This is a genomic window from Parabacteroides caecihominis (genome assembly GCF_023656785.1).
GTDB lineage: Bacteria > Bacteroidota > Bacteroidia > Bacteroidales > Tannerellaceae > Parabacteroides > Parabacteroides segnis.
Genome location: NZ_JAMOKS010000049.1, coordinates 1 through 17,926, shown reverse-complemented (window position 1 = coordinate 17,926; position 17,926 = coordinate 1). Strand labels below are relative to the sequence as shown.

The following is a 17,926-nucleotide window of genomic DNA, read 5'->3' as shown; positions in this document are numbered from 1 at the left end:
GAAGGCAGGAATTTGTATGTAAAGCGTTGATGATAGAAAATATGTATCAATAAACAATATAAAGTCCTGCCGGTTTCGGTGGGACTTTTTTTGTGACAATAAATTAGAAAGATGAAAAAGAAAGTAGCAATTCAGGGAATAGCCGGTTCGTATCACGACATTGCAGCCCGTAGCTTCTATGAAGGTGAAGATATTGAAATTGTTGGATGCAATACATTCAGAGATGTTATTTCAGCCATTAAGAAAGACCCGTCTTTGTTGGGACTGATGGCCATCGAGAATACTATTGCAGGGAGCTTGCTGCAAAATCATGAACTGATTCGCGAAAGCGGACTGAGAGTGATCGGTGAATACAAACTGCGCATTTCGCACTCGCTTGTTGCACTGCCGGGAACATCGATACACGATGTCACGGAAGTCAACTCCCACCCTATTGCGCTTATGCAGTGTACCGACTTCCTCGATACCTTGCCGAATGCCAAAGTGGTTGAGAAAGAAGATACGGCGATGAGTGCCCGATGGATTGCCGAGAATAACCTGGAAGGACACGCTGCTATTTGCGGGAAACTGGCCGCCCAAATCTACAAGATGGAAATACTGGCCGAAGGGATAGAGACCAATAAACGAAACTTCACCCGCTTCCTTGCCATAGCAGACCGCTGGACGGCTGAAGATCTTCTTGAAAAATCAGACATCAACAAATCTTCGTTAGTTTTCGCTCTTCCCCACACCTCCGGCAGTCTTTCCAAAGTCCTCTCCATTCTTTCTTTTTACGACATGAATCTTTCTAAAATACAATCGTTACCGATCATCGGCCGCGAATGGGAGTATTTGTTCTATATCGACCTGACATTTACTGATTATACAAGATACAGACAGGCATTGGATGCCATCACTCCATTAACAAAGGACTTAAAAATTTTAGGCGAATATGCAGAAGGAAAACAAAGTGTGTAACATCACACCCGCTGACCGTGTAGGCAGCGTACAGGAATACTACTTCTCAAAGAAACTGAAAGAGGTAGCCGAAATGAATGCCGCAGGAAAGAATGTGATCAGCTTGGGCGTAGGTAGCCCTGATCTGCCTCCTTCGGAACAGACCATCGAGACATTGTGCGAACATGCACATAATGCGAATGAGCATGGTTACCAACCGTATGTGGGTATCCCCGAACTGCGTAAAGGTTTCGCCGACTGGTATCAGACATGGTATGGAGTTGAACTGGATCCGAAAACAGAGATACAACCGTTGATCGGTTCCAAAGAAGGTATCCTGCATATCTCACTGGCATTCCTGAATCCGGGCGACGGCGTATTGGTTCCCAATCCCGGTTATCCGACTTATAGCTCTGTCAGCAAGCTGGTACAGGCAAATCTAATTCCTTATGAACTAAAAGAACAATTAGGATGGCAGCCGGATTTCGAGGCATTGGAAAAGATGGACCTTTCCGGCGTAAAGCTGATGTGGGTCAACTATCCGAACATGCCTACCGGAGCAAACGCCAGCAGGGAGCTTTTTGAAAATCTGGTTGCTTTCGGACGTAAACACGGTATCATTATCTGTAACGACAATCCTTACAGTTTCATCCTGAACGATCAGCCATTAAGTATCCTGAGTGTTCCGGGAGCCAAAGATATCTGTATCGAAATGAATTCGATGAGTAAGGCGCACAATATGCCGGGATGGCGTATGGCGATGCTGGCCTCGAACGCTCAGTTCGTTCAATGGATATTGAAAGTGAAGAGCAACATCGACTCCGGCCAGTTCAAACCGATGCAGCATGCAGCTGTAGAAGCATTGAAAGCGCCGAAAGAATGGTATGACAATATGAACCGTACCTATCGTAGCCGCCGTGATCTGGCCGGACAAATCATGCACGCCATTGGTTGTACCTACGATGAAAACCAGGTCGGCATGTTCCTCTGGGGAAAAATCCCGGCAGAAGCAGAAGGTAGCGAAGCTCTGGCAAACAAGGTATTGTATGAAGCCAACGTTTTCATTACCCCCGGATTTATCTTCGGAAGCTGTGGCGAACGTTACATCCGTATCTCACTTTGCTGCAAGAACGAAGCATTACAGGAAGCATTAAACAGAATTAACAATATGCCAATGTGAGAATGTGCCTATATGCCAATGGAGATACTCTGATTGGCAAATTGGCAAATTGGCAAATTAACACATTATTTATCATGGAAATGGAATTAGAATCAATCTTATTACCCGGTGTAGACCCACAGCGCCCCATCATCATCTCGGGCCCGTGCAGTGCCGAAACAGAAGAACAAGTAATGGGCGCAGCCCATCAGCTGGCATCAAAAGGCGTTAAAATATTCCGTGCCGGAATCTGGAAACCCCGTACTAAACCGGGAGGATTCGAAGGTATCGGAGCCGAAGGCTTGCAGTGGTTGAAACGTGTAAAGAAAGAAACAGGTATGTATGTAGCTACCGAAGTAGCCACAAAAGACCATGTATTCGAAGCGTTGAAAGCCGGAATAGATATCCTGTGGATCGGTGCACGTACCACCGTTAACCCGTTCGCCGTACAGGAAATCGCAGATGCTTTGAAAGGTGTAGATATACCTGTTCTGATCAAGAACCCGGTCAACCCGGACCTGGAATTATGGATTGGTGCTTTCGAACGCCTGTATGGTGCAGGACTTCGCCGTCTGGGTGCTATCCACCGCGGATTCAGTTCATACGATAAGAAAATGTACCGTAACCTGCCGTTGTGGCATATACCTATCGAACTTCGCCGCCGTATGCCGAACCTGCCGATCTTCTGCGACCCCAGCCATATCGGTGGCAAGCGCGAACTGATCGCTCCGCTGTCTCAGCAGGCAATGGACCTGAGCTTCGATGGCCTGATGATCGAATCGCATCCGTGTCCGGATTGCGCATGGAGCGACGCTTCCCAGCAGATCACTCCGGATGTACTGGATTATGTTGTCAACCTGCTGGTTATCCGTAACGAGACACAGACAACAGAAAACCTGGCAGAACTGCGCCGCCAGATCGACGGTATCGACGAACAACTGCTTGAACTGCTGGCTAAACGTATGCGTATCTCCCGCGAAATCGGTGTGTATAAAAAAGAACATAACATGCCCATTCTCCAGTCACCGCGTTACAGCGAAATCCTGGAAAAACGTTCGGATATGGGACAGACGATGGACCTAAACACGGACTTTGTAAAGGAAATATTGAAAGAGATACATGAAGAGTCTGTCCGTCAACAGATGATCATCATGAATGAGTAATAATATGCCAATGTGTCAATTTGCCAATGTGCCAATAAAAAAACAATATTCCTTTAAGTTATAGACTTATTGGCACATTGGCATATTAGCACATTAAACAATTATTTATAATGAAGATATTAATATTAGGTGCCGGAAAGATGGGTTCTTTCTTCACCGACCTGCTGAGTTTCGACCACGAAGTGGCTGTTCTGGAAAATGATCCGAAACGCATGCGCTTTATTTACAATGCAATCCGGATGCAGAAGCCGGAAGAGGTAGCGGAATTCGCTCCCGAACTGGTTATCAACTGCGTGACGCTGAATCACACGATAGATGCTTTCAAGGCTGTTCTTCCCTACTTGCAACCGTATTGTATTATTTCGGATATCGCATCGGTAAAGACTTATCTGAAAGAATTTTATGATACCTGTGGCTTTCCGTATGTATCGACCCACCCGATGTTCGGTCCGACTTTCGCCAACCTGGGGAATCTGGAAAAAGAAAACACGATTATCATTTCCGAAGGTGACCACCTGGGTAAGATTTTCTTCAAGGATATCTATTCAAGCCTGCGCCTGAATATCCGCGAATATACATTTGAGGAACATGACAAGGTTGTTGCCTACTCTTTAGGTATTCCGTTCGCCTCAACAATGGTTTTTGCAGCCATCATGAAGCATCAGGATGCTCCGGGTACGACCTTCAAACGTCACATGAAAATTGCACGCGGCTTGCTGTCTGAAGATGATTATCTATTGACAGAAATTCTCTTCAATCCGCGCACTCCGAAACAGATTTCACGGATACAGGAGGAATTGAATATCCTGCAAGATATCATCAAAGACAAAGACTCCGAAGCGATGAAGGGGTATCTGACTAAGATTCGTAAGAATATTGAATAAGAAGTTCTCCTCCTAGAAAAAAGGTTTTGGAGGAGAACTATAATCAGTAAAGTATATTATTTAACCAATTCCCCTACCTATAAAACCGTATTGGAAGGGAAATTGGTTAATAACAATAGTATTGGAAAAGAAACCTTAGCAAAGACTGTTACAAAATTATGCTATCTTTCCAAGTGTTATTTCTTTGCGAAGCAACTCATAATTATATAAAGCACTTTGATAATACAGCCCTGTTTCTAGATCAGTTATCTTCTCATAAAGCTGAGAATTATATACCAGACTCAAAGCATCCAGCAACGAAAGTTTAAAATCATCCATCACTAACAATACCAATCGTTCTATAAGTGCATCTATCAAAAAGCGGACTTCATTATTCATAATTTCTGTAATTTAGATATTGCTCGTTCAGTTCCGAAAAAATATTGCCGGTTCAGTTTACGGAATGTCAGTTCATTTACCAACGTTTCCATCGAAATCATCTGCCGCGCGTAACGCTCTAATTGGAAAGCTACACCATCATCAGCAACAGGACCGACAACAATATCATAATCATGATGATAATTAGTACGTCCTGCTTCACGGTTAGCCATAACAAATAAAGCCCACTCCTCACACGGTATATCAAATATCTTCACGCCTAACTCTGTTGTATAAAGTAACGATTCATCAAAGGCATACGCTGTCACTTCCGGCACCCCTTCACCAGCAATACGAACCCGGCGAATAGCCATTTGTCTGGCCTGTTCCTCTATATCGGTCAAATAGAAACCTTGTCCGAAATCTTTATTCGGACTACATCGTTCCAAATCAACAGATTCGATCACGATATTCGATCCGTGATAAAGTGTAATCATCCTAATGCTCCTCCGTTTCGTTTACAGATAACAGAGAGATCATCAACGGTATCGCTAAGCGAAAGCTGGTGCTCGGCTTCATAACATTCATCCAAAAAAACAAGTCCTTTGAATCGTTGCAGATAGGCAAAAGCTTGTTTTGCACTCAACTTATAACGTTCGGCAAAAGCATTGATACAATAGATAATGTAAGTTACACGATTTCGCTGTTGTTTGTTCATCTCTGTCTAATAAATAGTTCTACTGAAAACAAAGATAATAAAAAAACTATACACCTTCGTATCATCCTTCCTCTTAATTTTTTATAGCCTATCGTAGATTAGGACAAACCTAAAACCTCCTTACAACGTCTCCTGTTTCAACTGTTCCACAAACTGGTCGATGCGGCGTAACTCTTTTGGTATGTCGATGGCTTGCGGGCAATGCTCGTTGCACTGGTCGCAACCGACACAATGGTCTGCCTGGCGCAGTTTCGGGACGCTGCGGTCGTAGCCGACCAGAAAGGCACGACGGGCTTCGCGGTAGTTTTCATCCGTTCGGCTTTTCGGAACATTTCCTTCATTCACACATTTGTTATAATGAAGAAGCACGGCCGGAATATCTATCGCATACGGGCACGGCATACAATATTTGCAATCATTGCAGGGGATTGTCGGATATTTAATCATCAGTTGCGCAGTCTCTTCCAGAAAATCCTTGTCCTCATCTGTCAGCGGAATAAGCGGGGAATACGTGCGGATATTATCCTGCAAATGCTCCATATACGTCATACCGCTCAAAGCCGTCAGCACCAGTTCGGGCGAACCGGCAAAACGGAAAGCCCATGAGGCAACGCTATCTTCGGGGCGGCGTTGTTTCAACCGGGTAACGATATGCTGGGGCACATTCGACAAACGGCCGCCCAACAACGGCTCCATGATTATAGCCGGTACATTCCGCTTTTCCAACTCCTGATAAAGATATTCGGCATTCACATTCCTACCTGTCGCATGCCGCCAGTCGACATAGTTCAACTGTATCTGCACGAAATCCCAATGAACGGTATCGTGCATAGCCAGCACCTCATCGAAAACGTCCGACGTTCCGTGAAACGACCAACCCAGATGGCGGATACGCCCCGCTTCCCGCTCTTTCATAAGGAAATCCAACATTCCGTTATCGACATAGCGGTCGTTGAATGTCTTCATTCCCTGGCCACCACCGATGGAGTGGAGCAGATAATAATCCAGATAATCGGTTTGCAACTCGCTGAATGAACGGCGGTACATCGCCATCGAGTTTTCACGCGTATAGTTCGAGAAATTCGACAATTTGGTAGCCAGATAATACGAGTCCCGGGGATGCCGGCTAAGGGCAATTCCCGTAGCCTTTTCCGACCAGCCCTGCACATAAACGGGCGACGTATCGAAATAGTTCACCCCATGGGCGATGGCATAATCCACCAGTTCGTTGACGGCATCCTGGTCAATCAAGTCGCCTTTCCCGTCGGGTGAAGGGATAGTCGGCCAGCGCATACAACCGTAACCCAGCAGGGACACTTTATCCCCCAGTCCGGGGAATGTGCGGTAAGCCATCTGGTCGGTCGGGACAGGCGAAGAGGATTTGCTTCCGGAACCTCCCTGGTCTTTCGGGGCACAGCCATAGAGTGCCGCCGTAGTAGTTGCCGCCGTGATGCCTACGATATTCAGAAAATCGCGGCGATTGATATGTTGATTCTTCATAGGTCTATTCTTTAAAAACGGATTAAATAACTCGATGTCTTTCATGCCCTTCCACATAGATGGCCGTAAACGGGCGCGACGGGCAGAGATGTTCACAGGCACCGCAACCGATGCAACGTTCGGTATTAATGACCGGTATCTTCAGGGATTTCGGATTATCCGCATCAGATACAACCATTTCTATCGCATTCGTCGGACAATGCCGGGAACAGTTACCGCATTCAACACTGTCGGTCAGCGGGATACAATTCGCTTTCACCCATACGGCATGCCCTATCTGGACAGATGATTTATCAGCTTTCGTTATCGGCTTGATGGCTCCTGCCGGACAGACTTCGGAACACTTTGTACATTCGGGACGGCAATAGCCCCGCTCATAAGACATCTCCGGCTGCATCAATGTCATCAAATCGCCGGAAAGACGCAGGACATGATTCGGGCAAACAGAGATACAAAGCTGGCAGGCCGTGCAATGCTGCCTCATATTCCGTATGCTCAATGCTCCGGGAGGCACAATCGCCGTCAGTTTTTCCTGTTCTTTCCGTTCTTTGATAGGTGCCAGTCCCCCGTCTCTCTTCATGATAACCTCTTCCCCCTTTTTCTCCTGGGCTTTCAGGGCACTGCCCATCACAACCAGGGCTGTTGCCGACAAGGCCCGCCGACGGGAAAGGTTCGTTTTATCTTCCGGTTCAGGTTTCTCCGTGCCGGTTGCCTGTTTCTTCGTTTTCCATACCGGTGCGTAGGTTAGCGCATTCTTACGACAGGCGTCCAGGCAATTCATACAGGCTACGCAACGGCTGCCGTCGATTTTATGTTCCTTGCTGTCGATGCAGGCAGCTTTACACTGGCGGGCACAAAGGCCGCAACTGTTACATTTATCCGTATCTATCGTGACACGATACAAAGAATAACGGGAAATAAACCCCAACACCGTGCCAACCGGACAAATCGTATTGCAGTAAGTACGCCCGTTACGCCAGACCAATATGACAAGAACCACCAGCGTAGCCAAAGCCACCAAAAACGTCGGCAGACTCTTCATCCATACATCCACCTCATAAAAAGCATAACTCTCCACCCGTGCCGCCAGATAAGCAAATAAATTATTCCCCCACATCCAAAGCGGCTGAAACAAATTATTAGCGATACGCCCATACGCACTGTAAGGAGCCAGCAAAGCAACCAGAGAGCCTACCCCCGCAACCAACGCCAGCACAAAAACGAACAATACTCCGTAACGCAACCAGGACAACGCCGGCGAATAAGAATAAGGCAACTTCTTCCCTCTCCTGCCAATCCGCGCAATAACATCCTGAAAAACGCCCAACGGACAAATCACCGAGCAGTAAACACGTCCGAAAGCCAGCGTCAGAAAGACTAAAAATAACACAACCCCCACATTCAATGCTAACACGGCGGGTAAGAACTGGATTTTAGCCAGCCACCCGAACCATCCGTGCAACGTTCCTGTAAAGTCGAGGAACAGTAGAGTGATAAGCACGAAACATAAGGTAGCCGCTATCAGTCTGATTTTTCGTAACATCATGTATCCTATTATTGATTAATAATCCGGTACAAATATGCCGGATTTTTAATGTAAAAGATACAGCCGTTTCGTCAAAACGAAAAAAAAGGGAATAATCGCGAAATGCCGGTCAATCGTTTACCAGCCACGCTTTAAACTCGGATGCTTTATTCTTGCTGACATAGATACGTTCGGGAACCTCCACATCGAGCGTCACCAGCAGACGGCTGTCGAACCAGATAGTGATGTTGGATATACTGTCCCTGTTTATGATGAACTGTTTGTTCGCCCGGGTAAAATCAGCCGGATTAAGGGACGGCATTATCTGTTCCAATGTCCGGGAATACGGGTAACTGGCTCCGTCTTTCAGATAGATGAAGGTGTTTTTGCCGGATGTGTAAAAGCAGGAAACATCCTTCAGGTTGACCGGCAAGAGCTTATCCTTATAAGGGACCAGCAGTTTATCCTTGTATTTAGGGGCAGGGGCCAGCCGGGTTAGCTGTGACAGGTATTGGAGAATGTCCTGCCGGTTCAGTTTGCCGTATTTATCCAAAGCATGCCTGATATCTTCGACTTTAATCGGTTTCAGCAGATAGTCGATGCTATTCACTTTAAAGGCTTCTATCGCATAACGGTCGTAGGCCGTCGTGAAAACGATAGGCGTCTCCAATTCTATTTTATCAAAGATATTGAAGGCCGAACCGTCGGACAGGTGTATATCCATAAATATCAACTCCGGAGCCGGGTTCGACTGAAGCCAGTGGACAGTCTGGGTGACACTTTCGGTATTCCCGGCAATCTGTATATCCGGGGCAACCTCCATCAATATATCCACCAGGTTTTCGTAAGCTGCTGTTTCGTCTTCTACAATCAACACGTTCATACAAGTATCATTTTAAAGGGAGACAGACGCGGAAAGTTTCTTCTGTCAATTCTATCCGTATCTGCTTATTCATTAACAAAGTAAAACGGCTCTCCAGGTTCGCAAGTCCTGTTCCGTTGGTATCGGGAGCGGACAGCTTCGGATAGACCGGGTTCGATACGACCAGTTCGTCCTGTTCGTTCAGTACGATTGAGATTTCCATTTTATGTTCGCTGTCTATCCTGTTATGGACAACCACGTTATCCACCAAAGGTAGTAAAGACAGAACGGGCAGCATCAACAAATCTTTCCGTTCTTCTTCCACCCGGACTGAAAAGGTCAGTTTATTCGCAAAACGTACTTCCATGACATACTGGAAAGACAGCATAAACTCCAACTCTTCCCGCAATGAAACCAGCCCTTTCCGGTCACTCTGAAGGATATAGCGGAAGATATCGGATAACTGATGGACATACATCAGCGTCTTTTCGTCATCCTTTTTACGAATCAATGAAGAGATGCCGTTCAGCGAATTAAAAAAGAAATGCGGATTAATCTGGTTGGCCAGTGCATCGCAGCGGCTTTGCAGATTTTCAAAACGCAAACGCTCTATCTCCGACTCCTTCTCCCGCTGCCGGGAATACAACATGGAAATATATCCGATAAACGTACAGAGAAAGCATGTCACGAAGAACTGGAATATCAGAATACTGCCTAAAGCATCCGTATGAATGCCCAAAGAAGAAACCCCGTATGATATGGAGGCATAAACCAGATAAGCGATAAAAGAAAACAGGAAGTTACGCATCAGCCGTTGCTTGAACAGGGTAGCCGGCATCTTCTTCAGATTATAGCGTATCAGCAAACTGATTAATCCCCAGAAGAAAAGGAAGCGATACACAAAGAAGGAAAGAAGACCGGTAACGCCAGTCCCTTCCATATATTTCAACTCCCAGGGGATACAGGCGATGTTTGGGTATATGATAAAAACCGTACTAATCAAGCTGACCAGCGGAAGTCTCCGGGCAATATAGGTATCAAACGAATCCATAGCATCTTATTTCCTGTAACAAAGAAAAACAAAATAATCGGCACTTCACAATCCCCAGGTAGGAAAACGAAAAAAAGCAGCGTGAAGACGAAAAGAAAATCACTGTCAGAATACCGGAAGAGGCGTTTTGACTAACGATTCTTATTTCCCCGGGTCTGTAAATATAACAGGAACAGTATATCGACATTTCATAAAACAAGGTTGCTGATAGTAACCGACAGCCGGTTTCCAACGTGGCATAAGCCGAAGTACCCGCAAAGCCTCTTCATCAAATTCAGGAATATTACTACCACGAACAACTTCAATATCCTCCAACTCTCCATACGTATTTATAGTAAATGTACAAGTAACCCTCACATTCTTATTCGAACCGATATACGAAGAAGGATATTGTAGATGTTTCCTGATAAACTCTAAACAGGCAGCACTACCGCCGGGAAACTCCGGCATCGATTCATAATCGACAAATATTTGATTTTCCTCCATCTGTTTATCCCATGCTTCGCGTATTTTCTGCCGGGTATAATAACGTTGCGGACGGAACGAGACATAAACAGCGTACATACATTCCACCCGTTTACCGGCTTTATCATAGGCCGGAAGCCAATGCGACATTGTATTTATCAGACGCTTTACCTCTTTTTCACAGGCCGGCTCACTACTGTCCAGCGTGAAAGCATCTTTTGCCATTCCCATTGTGTCTATCGTAAACTGGCAAACGGCGTAACCTCTCCTATTTGCTTTTAACATATCTACAGGATACTCCATCTTATCATAAAAATACTTTTCAAGATCTGCAAAACCGGGAAATTGAGGCTCCTCACTTAACTCCACCGGATTCTTCTGTTGTAATCCCAGCTGCCAGATGCCACGATAAACCGGATTACGGACTGTATCGACAGGTTCTTTTTCCAACTTCTCCAAAAGGGTGGCAGCTGCCTGCTTCGTCAAAGCCCAATCAGTCTCATTCCTGACAATCCGGCTGTAAACGGAATCTCCCAGGTCGGTCAATTCGCGGCACAAAGAACCGGCCTCAGGTGCCCATTTTAAAGCGACACTCACTTTTCCACAAGTATCCGTCGAAGCGAAATAACAGGTATACCCATCCAGTCCGAGGCTATATCCGTCTGCATCTTCTGCCAGCAGGAGGGCACGACGGAACAGATTCGAAAGCAGGTCGTACAACTCCCGGTCAGCCGGTGCTTCCATCGTTTTAGCAGATAATCTGTCTGTAGAATAATGAAAAAGATGATGGCCCTCAATCGCTTTGAACCGATAGATATCGTCCAACTGCTCTATTTCCCAGGCTTTACAATCATCCATGCAATCCTTATTCATAAAGAAAGCCTGCGGAGCGGAAGAAAATGTCGTACGCAGGAAGTTAGTACCAACCATTTCGGCAGAAAGAGTATCATGAGTGAGTTCAAGATACCGGTCTTTTACCTGTGCACCCAAATCGGCCAACGAAAACAGGTACACGAATAGAAATCCTATAATTCGCATAAACAGGCCCTCCAATTAGATATTATACGGTTTCCAAATATACAGAATAAAAAGATGAGAGAAGGCGCTCTCTTCACTTATTTTTTAAAAGATACAGAAAATCCCCTGCCTTCCATCTCATTCTTGTCGGTTATTTTCTTCTTTATGAAAATCTACCGGAACGGTAAATTTTACTTTTACCGGTTTACCGCGTTGCTGGCCGGGTATCCATTTCGGCATTTTCCGGACGATACGGATTGCTTCGTCATCGAGTTCTTTATACGAAGAAGAACGAATGACCTGAATATCACTTAACGAACCGTTTCTTTCCACGACAAACGAAACAGCCACACGTCCTTCTTTTGTTATGTTCTTCGAGATATTATCCTTAATGAATTTTAAAAGACCGGAATGACCGCCATCCGGAAATTCGGGCATTTGTTCTACGACATCGAATACCCGCGTTGCGAATAAATATTCCTCCTTTTCGCGATATTCCTGTTCAGATAAACCGCCCAGAACCGTTTCGGGAACAGGAGTTTTGGTAGCCTGTGCCAGTTCCTGTTTGCTATCCGACAGGCGAAAATCTGCCATCATCAACAGTTTGTCACCAACGTGCATATCACCGACGGTAACCTCATAGAAAAAGCGGTAACGTCCGGTATGGTTCGGATACACATCGGGATAAAGGGAAGCAGAAAACTCCCAACTATCTCCATTCTCTACCCCATAAAGGATATCGACTGCAAAATCATTGATAGGCAGTTCGCGCCAGACATCTTTATCGTCTTCATAGGTGATATAATAATGTGCACCGCAACAAACAGGACCTCCGCTATGATTGTATAAGATAAATTTTACCTGCTTGGTTTCCGTTGAATAAACAGTGTATTCAGGACGAAGAGCAACGCCTTTTATATCGTTCACTCCTACTGTGGTATTTACAGGGGGCACCTCAGGACCGGTAAAACGGAAAGCCGGGGAATCCATCACTTTCTCACGAAATTCTTTTTGCTTCTCAGGAGTATTGACAATCAGGCATACCTCGATAGCATGTGTTCCAACCCCGGTACTTTTCACATTACGCATCACAGAAGTTCTTTCGAGTTGCCGCCATCGTTCAGTCAGCTTTTCGTTAATTGCTAAAAGTTCTTTTTGAGTATAGGTCAAACCTGGTTCGACAATGAACTCCTTCGCCCCCAATATCTCTTCCAGTTGTTTACGGACAGTGGCAGAGTCACCTCTGATTTGGATAACCAACGTATCCCGATCATTAATATAGACGCCGCCGATAAAGTCGGGGCAATTCTTGCTCTCGACCGAAAAGCCGATAACACCGGGAGGGTTATCGCCATAGAGTTCACTCAGCTTATCCAATAGCCGCATCGGAACTTCCTGGGCAGGGACTTCCCGGTCTGACATATTGTGAGCCGAAGTCTCACAAATACTGTCTTCCGGCATCGTGTCCGCCAATTTACGAGAGGTGGAGATGTTGCAGGAGAAAGCAAACAACAGACCACCGATACATACTGATAAAAGAAGTCGATTTTCCATACCTCATCTGATTTATTGATTATCCATTACTCACCTGCTTCTTACGGAAAGTGACCGGAATGGTGTATTTCACTCTGACAGCCTTTCCACGGTATTTACCAGGTATCCATTTCGGCATTTTCCGGATGATGCGGATTGCTTCGTCATCAAGTTCTTTATACGAAGAAGAACGGATAACCCGAATATCGTTCAACGAGCCATCCTTCTCTACAGTAAATGAAACTGTTGCGCGTCCCTCCCCGGGTATATTTTCCGGAATGTTATCTGCTATAAAAGCTAACAGGGCTTTTTGTCCCCCTTCTGAAAACTCGGGCATCTGTTCTACGACTGTGAACACGGTTGTTTCCAGCATATGTTTTTCCTGTTTGCGAAATTCCTGTTCAGACAAACCACCCAGGAAACTTTCGGGCATAGGATTTTTAGTTATTTGATTTAGTTCCTCCTTATCCTCCGAAAGGCGAAATTCAGCCATCATCAGTATTTTGGTTGCAAACCCCACATCTCCGGGAAATATATGAAAGAAAAAACGGTAACGTCCTGCATGTTTCTTGTGCATATCCAGGTTGAGACCGGCAGAAAACTCTGTATATTCACTACTCCCTACCCCGTTAGCAACATCTAAAAAAGCATAATGATTCCCGGATAATTGATGCCATATGCCTTCTTCATCCTCACTGGTAATAAAATAATATCCGTCACAATGAACCATATGCCTGCTACTATTATACAAGATAAACCGGATGTCTTTTGTTGCCGTTGAATAGACGGGATACTCCGGACAAAGAACAATTCCCATCGTATCACTCACTCCCACTACTGTATTTCCATCGGGAATTTCCGGTCCGGTAAAACAGAAAGCCGGAGAGTCCATGACCTGCTCACGAAACTTTTTTTGCTCCTCCGGAGTATTGACAATCAAGCATATTTCAATATCATGCGTTCTTATTTTAGTATAAGACACATTCCTGAAAAGAGGTAAATCGCCCAGTGTTATTTGTCTATCGAGCAGTTGTTCTTTGAGTGCTATCAGTTCCTTCTGGGTATATATGGCATCGGTTTCAATAAGAAAGTCTTTCGAATCCAACACATCTTCCAACCGTTTGCGTGCCATAGCTGAATCGCCTTTAACCTGGACCACCAGTCTATTGGAATCGTTCACATATACACCGCAAATAAAATCAGGACAGTTCTTATTGGTGACTGAAAAGCCGGTAAATCCCGGAAGTTCATCCCCATAAAGTTCCGCCAGCTTTTCCAATAACTGCATCGGTACTTCATCCCGGCCTGATAGCTTACCGACACTGTCTGTCGGCATTAAATCCGTCTGCTTGCGGGAAGTGGAGAGATTGCAGGAAGAAACAAGCCACAAGCAACTGAGACATACTAGTGAAAGATAGTAATTCTCCATACCGCTCTTTTTAATTTGTTTCCAAATATACGGAATTAAAGAAAGGATAATGCTTATCTCCGGCAAAATCATGTCCAAATAGCGGAACAAACACGCTATTCCGTGACCACAACGAGCATAAATCAACTGGAAAAAGTGTTAAAAGTCGCCGTTTTTGAGTAACAAAAGAGACATGGAAAGCCTCTTTTTGCCGTCATTGGACTGATGAACGACCAGGTAGAAGGCCGCCATAAGGGATTTGGATATAATCTACAAAAGGGAGGTGAACATCCTGACAGATAGGGCAATAACGAAGTAACCCCTCTTGATTCTACACTCCTGTTCTAAGAATCGGGGGCGGATGGGGGCGACAAAAAGGCTTTTTGGGAAACTTCTGTATAGTGTGTTCCTTGTTCCTTCTACGATCAGTTCGTAGAAGGAACAAGGAACGTCTTATTATAAAGTTTTCAAAAACCTCTTTTTGTCGCCCCCATCTGCCCCCGAATAGATTGGCTGCCGCAGCTATTTTATTTGATTGCAGCAGCCACCGGAAACAGCTGCCGCAGCCAGTGAAAACAGTTGGGGCACCCATTTTTTTTATCTGCGTTATCCGCGTCTATTTAACTCATATTCTAAAACGCCATCCTCTTTATTCCGTTATAAAACAACCGTTTTCCACACTCCAGTCGTTACCGAAGAAACCGGATACGCGGATGCCATGAATACCTTCTTTCAATATATCGACATTGAATATCAGCAAATCGGGAAAACCGGTAATGCCGGAAATATAGTCGTTCGGATAAGTCGCTTTCATGCCTTCGATGCCTGTTCCGGCCACTACGCCGACACTGGCCGTTGGACTGTCGGGACGCGGGTAGACGAAATAAGTTCCCAGGTCGTTGCCTTTAAGCACCTTGTCTCCCATGCGAATTTCTCCCTTCAAAACTTGTATGGGGGCGTTCTTCAGGAGCTTGTTCCAGGCTTTGTTGTTACTGGCATTTCCGTAAAGCACCACATTCCGGTCTGCATAGGCGGAAGGGATGAAATCTTTGTCGGCAATCACGTCGATAGAGCCATTGCCCCTGTACAGAAAAGTCTCCGCATCAAAGCGGGCCTTGTTCTGATACCAGGTATTTTCTTCCTTATTTCCTCCGGTAGCATATACAAATACAACACGATTATCGAATGCCTGCTTGAAGCCGCCGTAACGGGAAGGATATTTCTCCGTTACCGGAATCTCTTCCACCAATGACCATTTGCCGGAAACCTTCTTCAGCACAGCCGGCCGGGTTCCGTCTACCGGAATTGTTTCGTTATCGATAGTGATGCTGGCTTCTGCCGGAAGTTTCAGAGCCGGAAAATCGAATGTAAGCGCTGCCACATTGGACGTCGTGCCCGAAATACCGTTGTCCGTCTGTTTGAAGGAGACGGAAGAGAAGTCATAAGCCGTATCCTGCTGGTTGATGGTCACCCAATAATCTTTGGCAGAGATAGCCGGGGAAGCGGTATGGAACTCCAACTGTTTCACTTTGTCGGCAGACGGTACACTGTGCCAACGGAAGTAATCGAAGATTGGTTTCCAGTCAACGCTTTCATTGCTATACCAATGGGAACCGCCCGGATATTCATAATAACAGAAGTCGGGATGGAAAGTACCCAGTATTTCACGCATGCGGCGAACCTGTTCGATAGGAACGACATTGTCCGAATCGCCGTGAAGAATGTAAATGCCCGATTGCAGGAAGTTCTTTCTCAAATCGAGGACACGTCCGGCATTGGCCGCCTGGCAAATCATCGGGAAATGTTTCTCACCGACATTCGCTGCATCCGCATTCGGCCTTGAATATTTGGCAATATCCGGATAGCTGGCGCAAGGAGCGATAGCGGCAAAACGGTCGGGATAGGTTACACCCAGGAACCAGGTTCCGTGGCCTCCCATCGAATGCCCGGTAAGATAAGTATGGGCGGGGTCTGTCTTAAAAACCTTTTCTGCTTCGGCAAGCACTTCCATCGCGTCGATACGTCCCCACTCTTCCCAGTTGAAGCCGAATGGGCGGCGGTTGGTCGGGGCAATGATATGTCCCCAGTCCTTCGGTGCATAGGCACGGGCCTGGTTGCGGGCCTCCACGGATGCACCGTGGACGGACAGGAACAATGCCTGGTTATCACCCTGTGTAGTAGAAGGATTCACGCTGTAATACTGCACGCTTCCGTCCACATCGCTGATAAAGGTACGTTCGTGGATGGAAGAAGCATCTTTCTGTTGCAGGGAAATCTCCGTGCGGTCAATCTCTTTGCCGGATTTATCCTGCAAGATAACAGTCGCCTTCGTTTCCCCTTTCTTTGAAGAGGTAGCGCCGGGGATACGGAATTTCACTTTGCGGACCATCATAGGCATGACATCGTCCGTCGTAAAGATCGCAGACTCTCCGTTTTCCAGCGTACATTGTATCTTCAGTCCGGTAAGAGCTTTCTCCTGTGCATTGACGATACGGATAGCGGCCCATTTCTCTCCTTCCCCGTTGATAATGTCGGGAAGGGTCATATCCCTCTTTGTCAGCATCACCGGCTTGGTAGGGATAATCAACTTGGCTTCTACTCTGCCGAAACGACCGGGAGTGAATATAAACTCATTCATCCCTTTCTGCATCCGGAAAGGAATCAGCGTATAGGCAAAGTCGTAATGGTCGCCTTCATGCGGCATGCCATTGATAAAAGTACGTGTGTTTCCACTTGATTCGAGCAAAGCAATCTGCGGTTTATCCGCATTATATCCGGTAAAGACATAGGCACGGCGTAAAGCACGGCTTGCGAACTTACCGGTAGAGTCGGCCTCAATAGGAGTCCATTGCACGGCTTCGCGGGTCCGTCCGTAATTTGTTGCCGTCAGGTCATTTGCAGAAGGCGCACGGAATTTGCCGGTCGCGATTTCCCAACCCAGCCCGTCGGAGGTCGTGAACAAATAACCGGAAGGAGCCGTCACCGGAACAAAATATCCCTGTTTGAAGGAATGAAGTATGATACCTTCGTCCACACGTTCAACCCTTTCTTTTCCGAAATACTCGACGATATTACCTGTCGTCTGTTGTGCCACCAACGGACTCAATCCTAAGAACAGGCTGGCAACAGTCATGATACATCTTTTCTTCATCTGTATTGAATTAGTAATTTGTTTGGATAATAAAAACAATCTGTTAGGGGATTAATTGACTCAGTTTTTATCAGATATGAACTATCCGATTATTGACCGGTTGTACCTAACTCCCCTCTTGAGAGACTGTGTAAAAACTAGTCTTTGAAAAAGTTCTTTGAAATTTTGTTAAGTAGTAGAAAGAAATTAACTTCGGC

The 17,926-nt window shown here is 45.8% G+C and carries 15 protein-coding genes; 4 read left to right on the top strand and 11 right to left on the bottom strand.

Annotated elements, in window-relative coordinates:
* Nucleotides 1-111: 111 nt before the first annotated feature.
* The 4 genes from NBH14_RS25900 to NBH14_RS25885 all read left to right on the top strand — a co-directional run bounded on the left by NBH14_RS25900 (nucleotide 112) and on the right by NBH14_RS25885 (nucleotide 4,142).
* Nucleotides 112-957 carry a prephenate dehydratase gene (locus NBH14_RS25900; protein ID WP_007658519.1) on the top strand — a complete coding sequence of 282 codons (846 nt, stop codon included), beginning with the start codon at nucleotides 112-114 and terminating at the stop codon, nucleotides 955-957.
* Complete coding sequence (locus NBH14_RS25895) at nucleotides 932-2,116, top strand: pyridoxal phosphate-dependent aminotransferase (RefSeq protein ID WP_128133730.1); 1,185 nt, start codon at nucleotides 932-934, stop codon at nucleotides 2,114-2,116. The genes NBH14_RS25900 and NBH14_RS25895 overlap by 26 nt, the downstream gene beginning before the upstream one ends.
* A gap of 74 nt (nucleotides 2,117-2,190) precedes the next feature.
* Nucleotides 2,191-3,258 carry a chorismate mutase gene (locus NBH14_RS25890; RefSeq protein WP_186961975.1) on the top strand — a complete coding sequence of 356 codons (1,068 nt, stop codon included), beginning with the start codon at nucleotides 2,191-2,193 and terminating at the stop codon, nucleotides 3,256-3,258.
* A gap of 110 nt (nucleotides 3,259-3,368) precedes the next feature.
* Nucleotides 3,369-4,142, top strand: coding sequence for a prephenate dehydrogenase (locus NBH14_RS25885; protein ID WP_128133729.1), 774 nt, complete (start codon nucleotides 3,369-3,371; stop codon nucleotides 4,140-4,142).
* A 156-nt stretch (nucleotides 4,143-4,298) separates the two neighbouring features.
* Here the strand turns inward: NBH14_RS25885 and NBH14_RS25880 are convergent, their stop codons facing one another.
* The 11 genes from NBH14_RS25880 to NBH14_RS25830 all read right to left on the bottom strand — a co-directional run bounded on the left by NBH14_RS25880 (nucleotide 4,299) and on the right by NBH14_RS25830 (nucleotide 17,729).
* Nucleotides 4,299-4,520, bottom strand: coding sequence for a hypothetical protein (locus NBH14_RS25880; RefSeq protein WP_224265580.1), 222 nt, complete (start codon nucleotides 4,518-4,520; stop codon nucleotides 4,299-4,301).
* Nucleotides 4,517-4,996, bottom strand: a complete 480-nt coding sequence (locus NBH14_RS25875; RefSeq protein WP_222622161.1) for a DUF3990 domain-containing protein — start codon at nucleotides 4,994-4,996, stop codon at nucleotides 4,517-4,519. The genes NBH14_RS25880 and NBH14_RS25875 overlap by 4 nt, the downstream gene beginning before the upstream one ends.
* Nucleotides 4,993-5,217, bottom strand: a complete 225-nt coding sequence (locus NBH14_RS25870; RefSeq protein ID WP_186961974.1) for a DUF3791 domain-containing protein — start codon at nucleotides 5,215-5,217, stop codon at nucleotides 4,993-4,995. Before NBH14_RS25870 ends, NBH14_RS25875 begins: the two co-directional genes overlap by 4 nt.
* A gap of 120 nt (nucleotides 5,218-5,337) precedes the next feature.
* Nucleotides 5,338-6,717: an aldo/keto reductase gene (locus NBH14_RS25865; protein WP_186961973.1), complete on the bottom strand. Its 1,380-nt coding sequence runs from the start codon at nucleotides 6,715-6,717 to the stop codon at nucleotides 5,338-5,340.
* Nucleotides 6,718-6,739: 22 nt separating this feature from the next.
* Complete coding sequence (locus NBH14_RS25860) at nucleotides 6,740-8,260, bottom strand: 4Fe-4S binding protein (RefSeq protein ID WP_128133732.1); 1,521 nt, start codon at nucleotides 8,258-8,260, stop codon at nucleotides 6,740-6,742.
* A gap of 112 nt (nucleotides 8,261-8,372) precedes the next feature.
* On the bottom strand, nucleotides 8,373-9,125 hold the full coding sequence (locus tag NBH14_RS25855; protein ID WP_128133727.1) for a LytR/AlgR family response regulator transcription factor: 753 nt from the start codon (nucleotides 9,123-9,125) through the stop codon (nucleotides 8,373-8,375).
* A gap of 7 nt (nucleotides 9,126-9,132) precedes the next feature.
* Nucleotides 9,133-10,155 (bottom strand): sensor histidine kinase, encoded by a 1,023-nt coding sequence (locus tag NBH14_RS25850; protein ID WP_128133726.1) that lies wholly within the window; start codon nucleotides 10,153-10,155, stop codon nucleotides 9,133-9,135.
* Between the two features lie 141 nt (nucleotides 10,156-10,296).
* Nucleotides 10,297-11,658, bottom strand: coding sequence for an energy transducer TonB (locus tag NBH14_RS25845; protein WP_186961972.1), 1,362 nt, complete (start codon nucleotides 11,656-11,658; stop codon nucleotides 10,297-10,299).
* 117 nt (nucleotides 11,659-11,775) lie between these two features.
* Nucleotides 11,776-13,191 (bottom strand): energy transducer TonB, encoded by a 1,416-nt coding sequence (locus NBH14_RS25840; RefSeq protein WP_186961971.1) that lies wholly within the window; start codon nucleotides 13,189-13,191, stop codon nucleotides 11,776-11,778.
* A 19-nt stretch (nucleotides 13,192-13,210) separates the two neighbouring features.
* Nucleotides 13,211-14,599 carry an energy transducer TonB gene (locus NBH14_RS25835; RefSeq protein WP_186961970.1) on the bottom strand — a complete coding sequence of 463 codons (1,389 nt, stop codon included), beginning with the start codon at nucleotides 14,597-14,599 and terminating at the stop codon, nucleotides 13,211-13,213.
* Nucleotides 14,600-15,227: 628 nt separating this feature from the next.
* The gene (locus tag NBH14_RS25830; RefSeq protein ID WP_250817869.1) at nucleotides 15,228-17,729 is read right to left on the bottom strand and encodes a carboxylesterase family protein; all 2,502 of its coding nucleotides are present in this window, start codon (nucleotides 17,727-17,729) and stop codon (nucleotides 15,228-15,230) included.
* Between the last annotated feature and the right edge of the window lie 197 nt (nucleotides 17,730-17,926).

What these genes read in the sequence shown, in the direction of transcription:
- NBH14_RS25875 (WP_222622161.1), bottom strand. Translation starts at nt 4,996, where the DNA reads ATGATTACACTTTATCACGGATCGAATATCGTGATCGAATCTGTTGAT.
- NBH14_RS25845 (WP_186961972.1), bottom strand. Translation starts at nt 11,658, where the DNA reads ATGCGAATTATAGGATTTCTATTCGTGTACCTGTTTTCGTTGGCCGAT.
- NBH14_RS25855 (WP_128133727.1), bottom strand. Translation starts at nt 9,125, where the DNA reads ATGAACGTGTTGATTGTAGAAGACGAAACAGCAGCTTACGAAAACCTG.
- NBH14_RS25880 (WP_224265580.1), bottom strand. Translation starts at nt 4,520, where the DNA reads ATGAATAATGAAGTCCGCTTTTTGATAGATGCACTTATAGAACGATTG.
- NBH14_RS25870 (WP_186961974.1), bottom strand. Translation starts at nt 5,217, where the DNA reads ATGAACAAACAACAGCGAAATCGTGTAACTTACATTATCTATTGTATC.
- NBH14_RS25865 (WP_186961973.1), bottom strand. Translation starts at nt 6,717, where the DNA reads ATGAAGAATCAACATATCAATCGCCGCGATTTTCTGAATATCGTAGGC.
- NBH14_RS25840 (WP_186961971.1), bottom strand. Translation starts at nt 13,191, where the DNA reads ATGGAAAATCGACTTCTTTTATCAGTATGTATCGGTGGTCTGTTGTTT.
- NBH14_RS25900 (WP_007658519.1), top strand. Translation starts at nt 112, where the DNA reads ATGAAAAAGAAAGTAGCAATTCAGGGAATAGCCGGTTCGTATCACGAC.
- NBH14_RS25885 (WP_128133729.1), top strand. Translation starts at nt 3,369, where the DNA reads ATGAAGATATTAATATTAGGTGCCGGAAAGATGGGTTCTTTCTTCACC.
- NBH14_RS25830 (WP_250817869.1), bottom strand. Translation starts at nt 17,729, where the DNA reads ATGAAGAAAAGATGTATCATGACTGTTGCCAGCCTGTTCTTAGGATTG.
- NBH14_RS25890 (WP_186961975.1), top strand. Translation starts at nt 2,191, where the DNA reads ATGGAAATGGAATTAGAATCAATCTTATTACCCGGTGTAGACCCACAG.
- NBH14_RS25835 (WP_186961970.1), bottom strand. Translation starts at nt 14,599, where the DNA reads ATGGAGAATTACTATCTTTCACTAGTATGTCTCAGTTGCTTGTGGCTT.
- NBH14_RS25850 (WP_128133726.1), bottom strand. Translation starts at nt 10,155, where the DNA reads ATGGATTCGTTTGATACCTATATTGCCCGGAGACTTCCGCTGGTCAGC.
- NBH14_RS25895 (WP_128133730.1), top strand. Translation starts at nt 932, where the DNA reads ATGCAGAAGGAAAACAAAGTGTGTAACATCACACCCGCTGACCGTGTA.
- NBH14_RS25860 (WP_128133732.1), bottom strand. Translation starts at nt 8,260, where the DNA reads ATGTTACGAAAAATCAGACTGATAGCGGCTACCTTATGTTTCGTGCTT.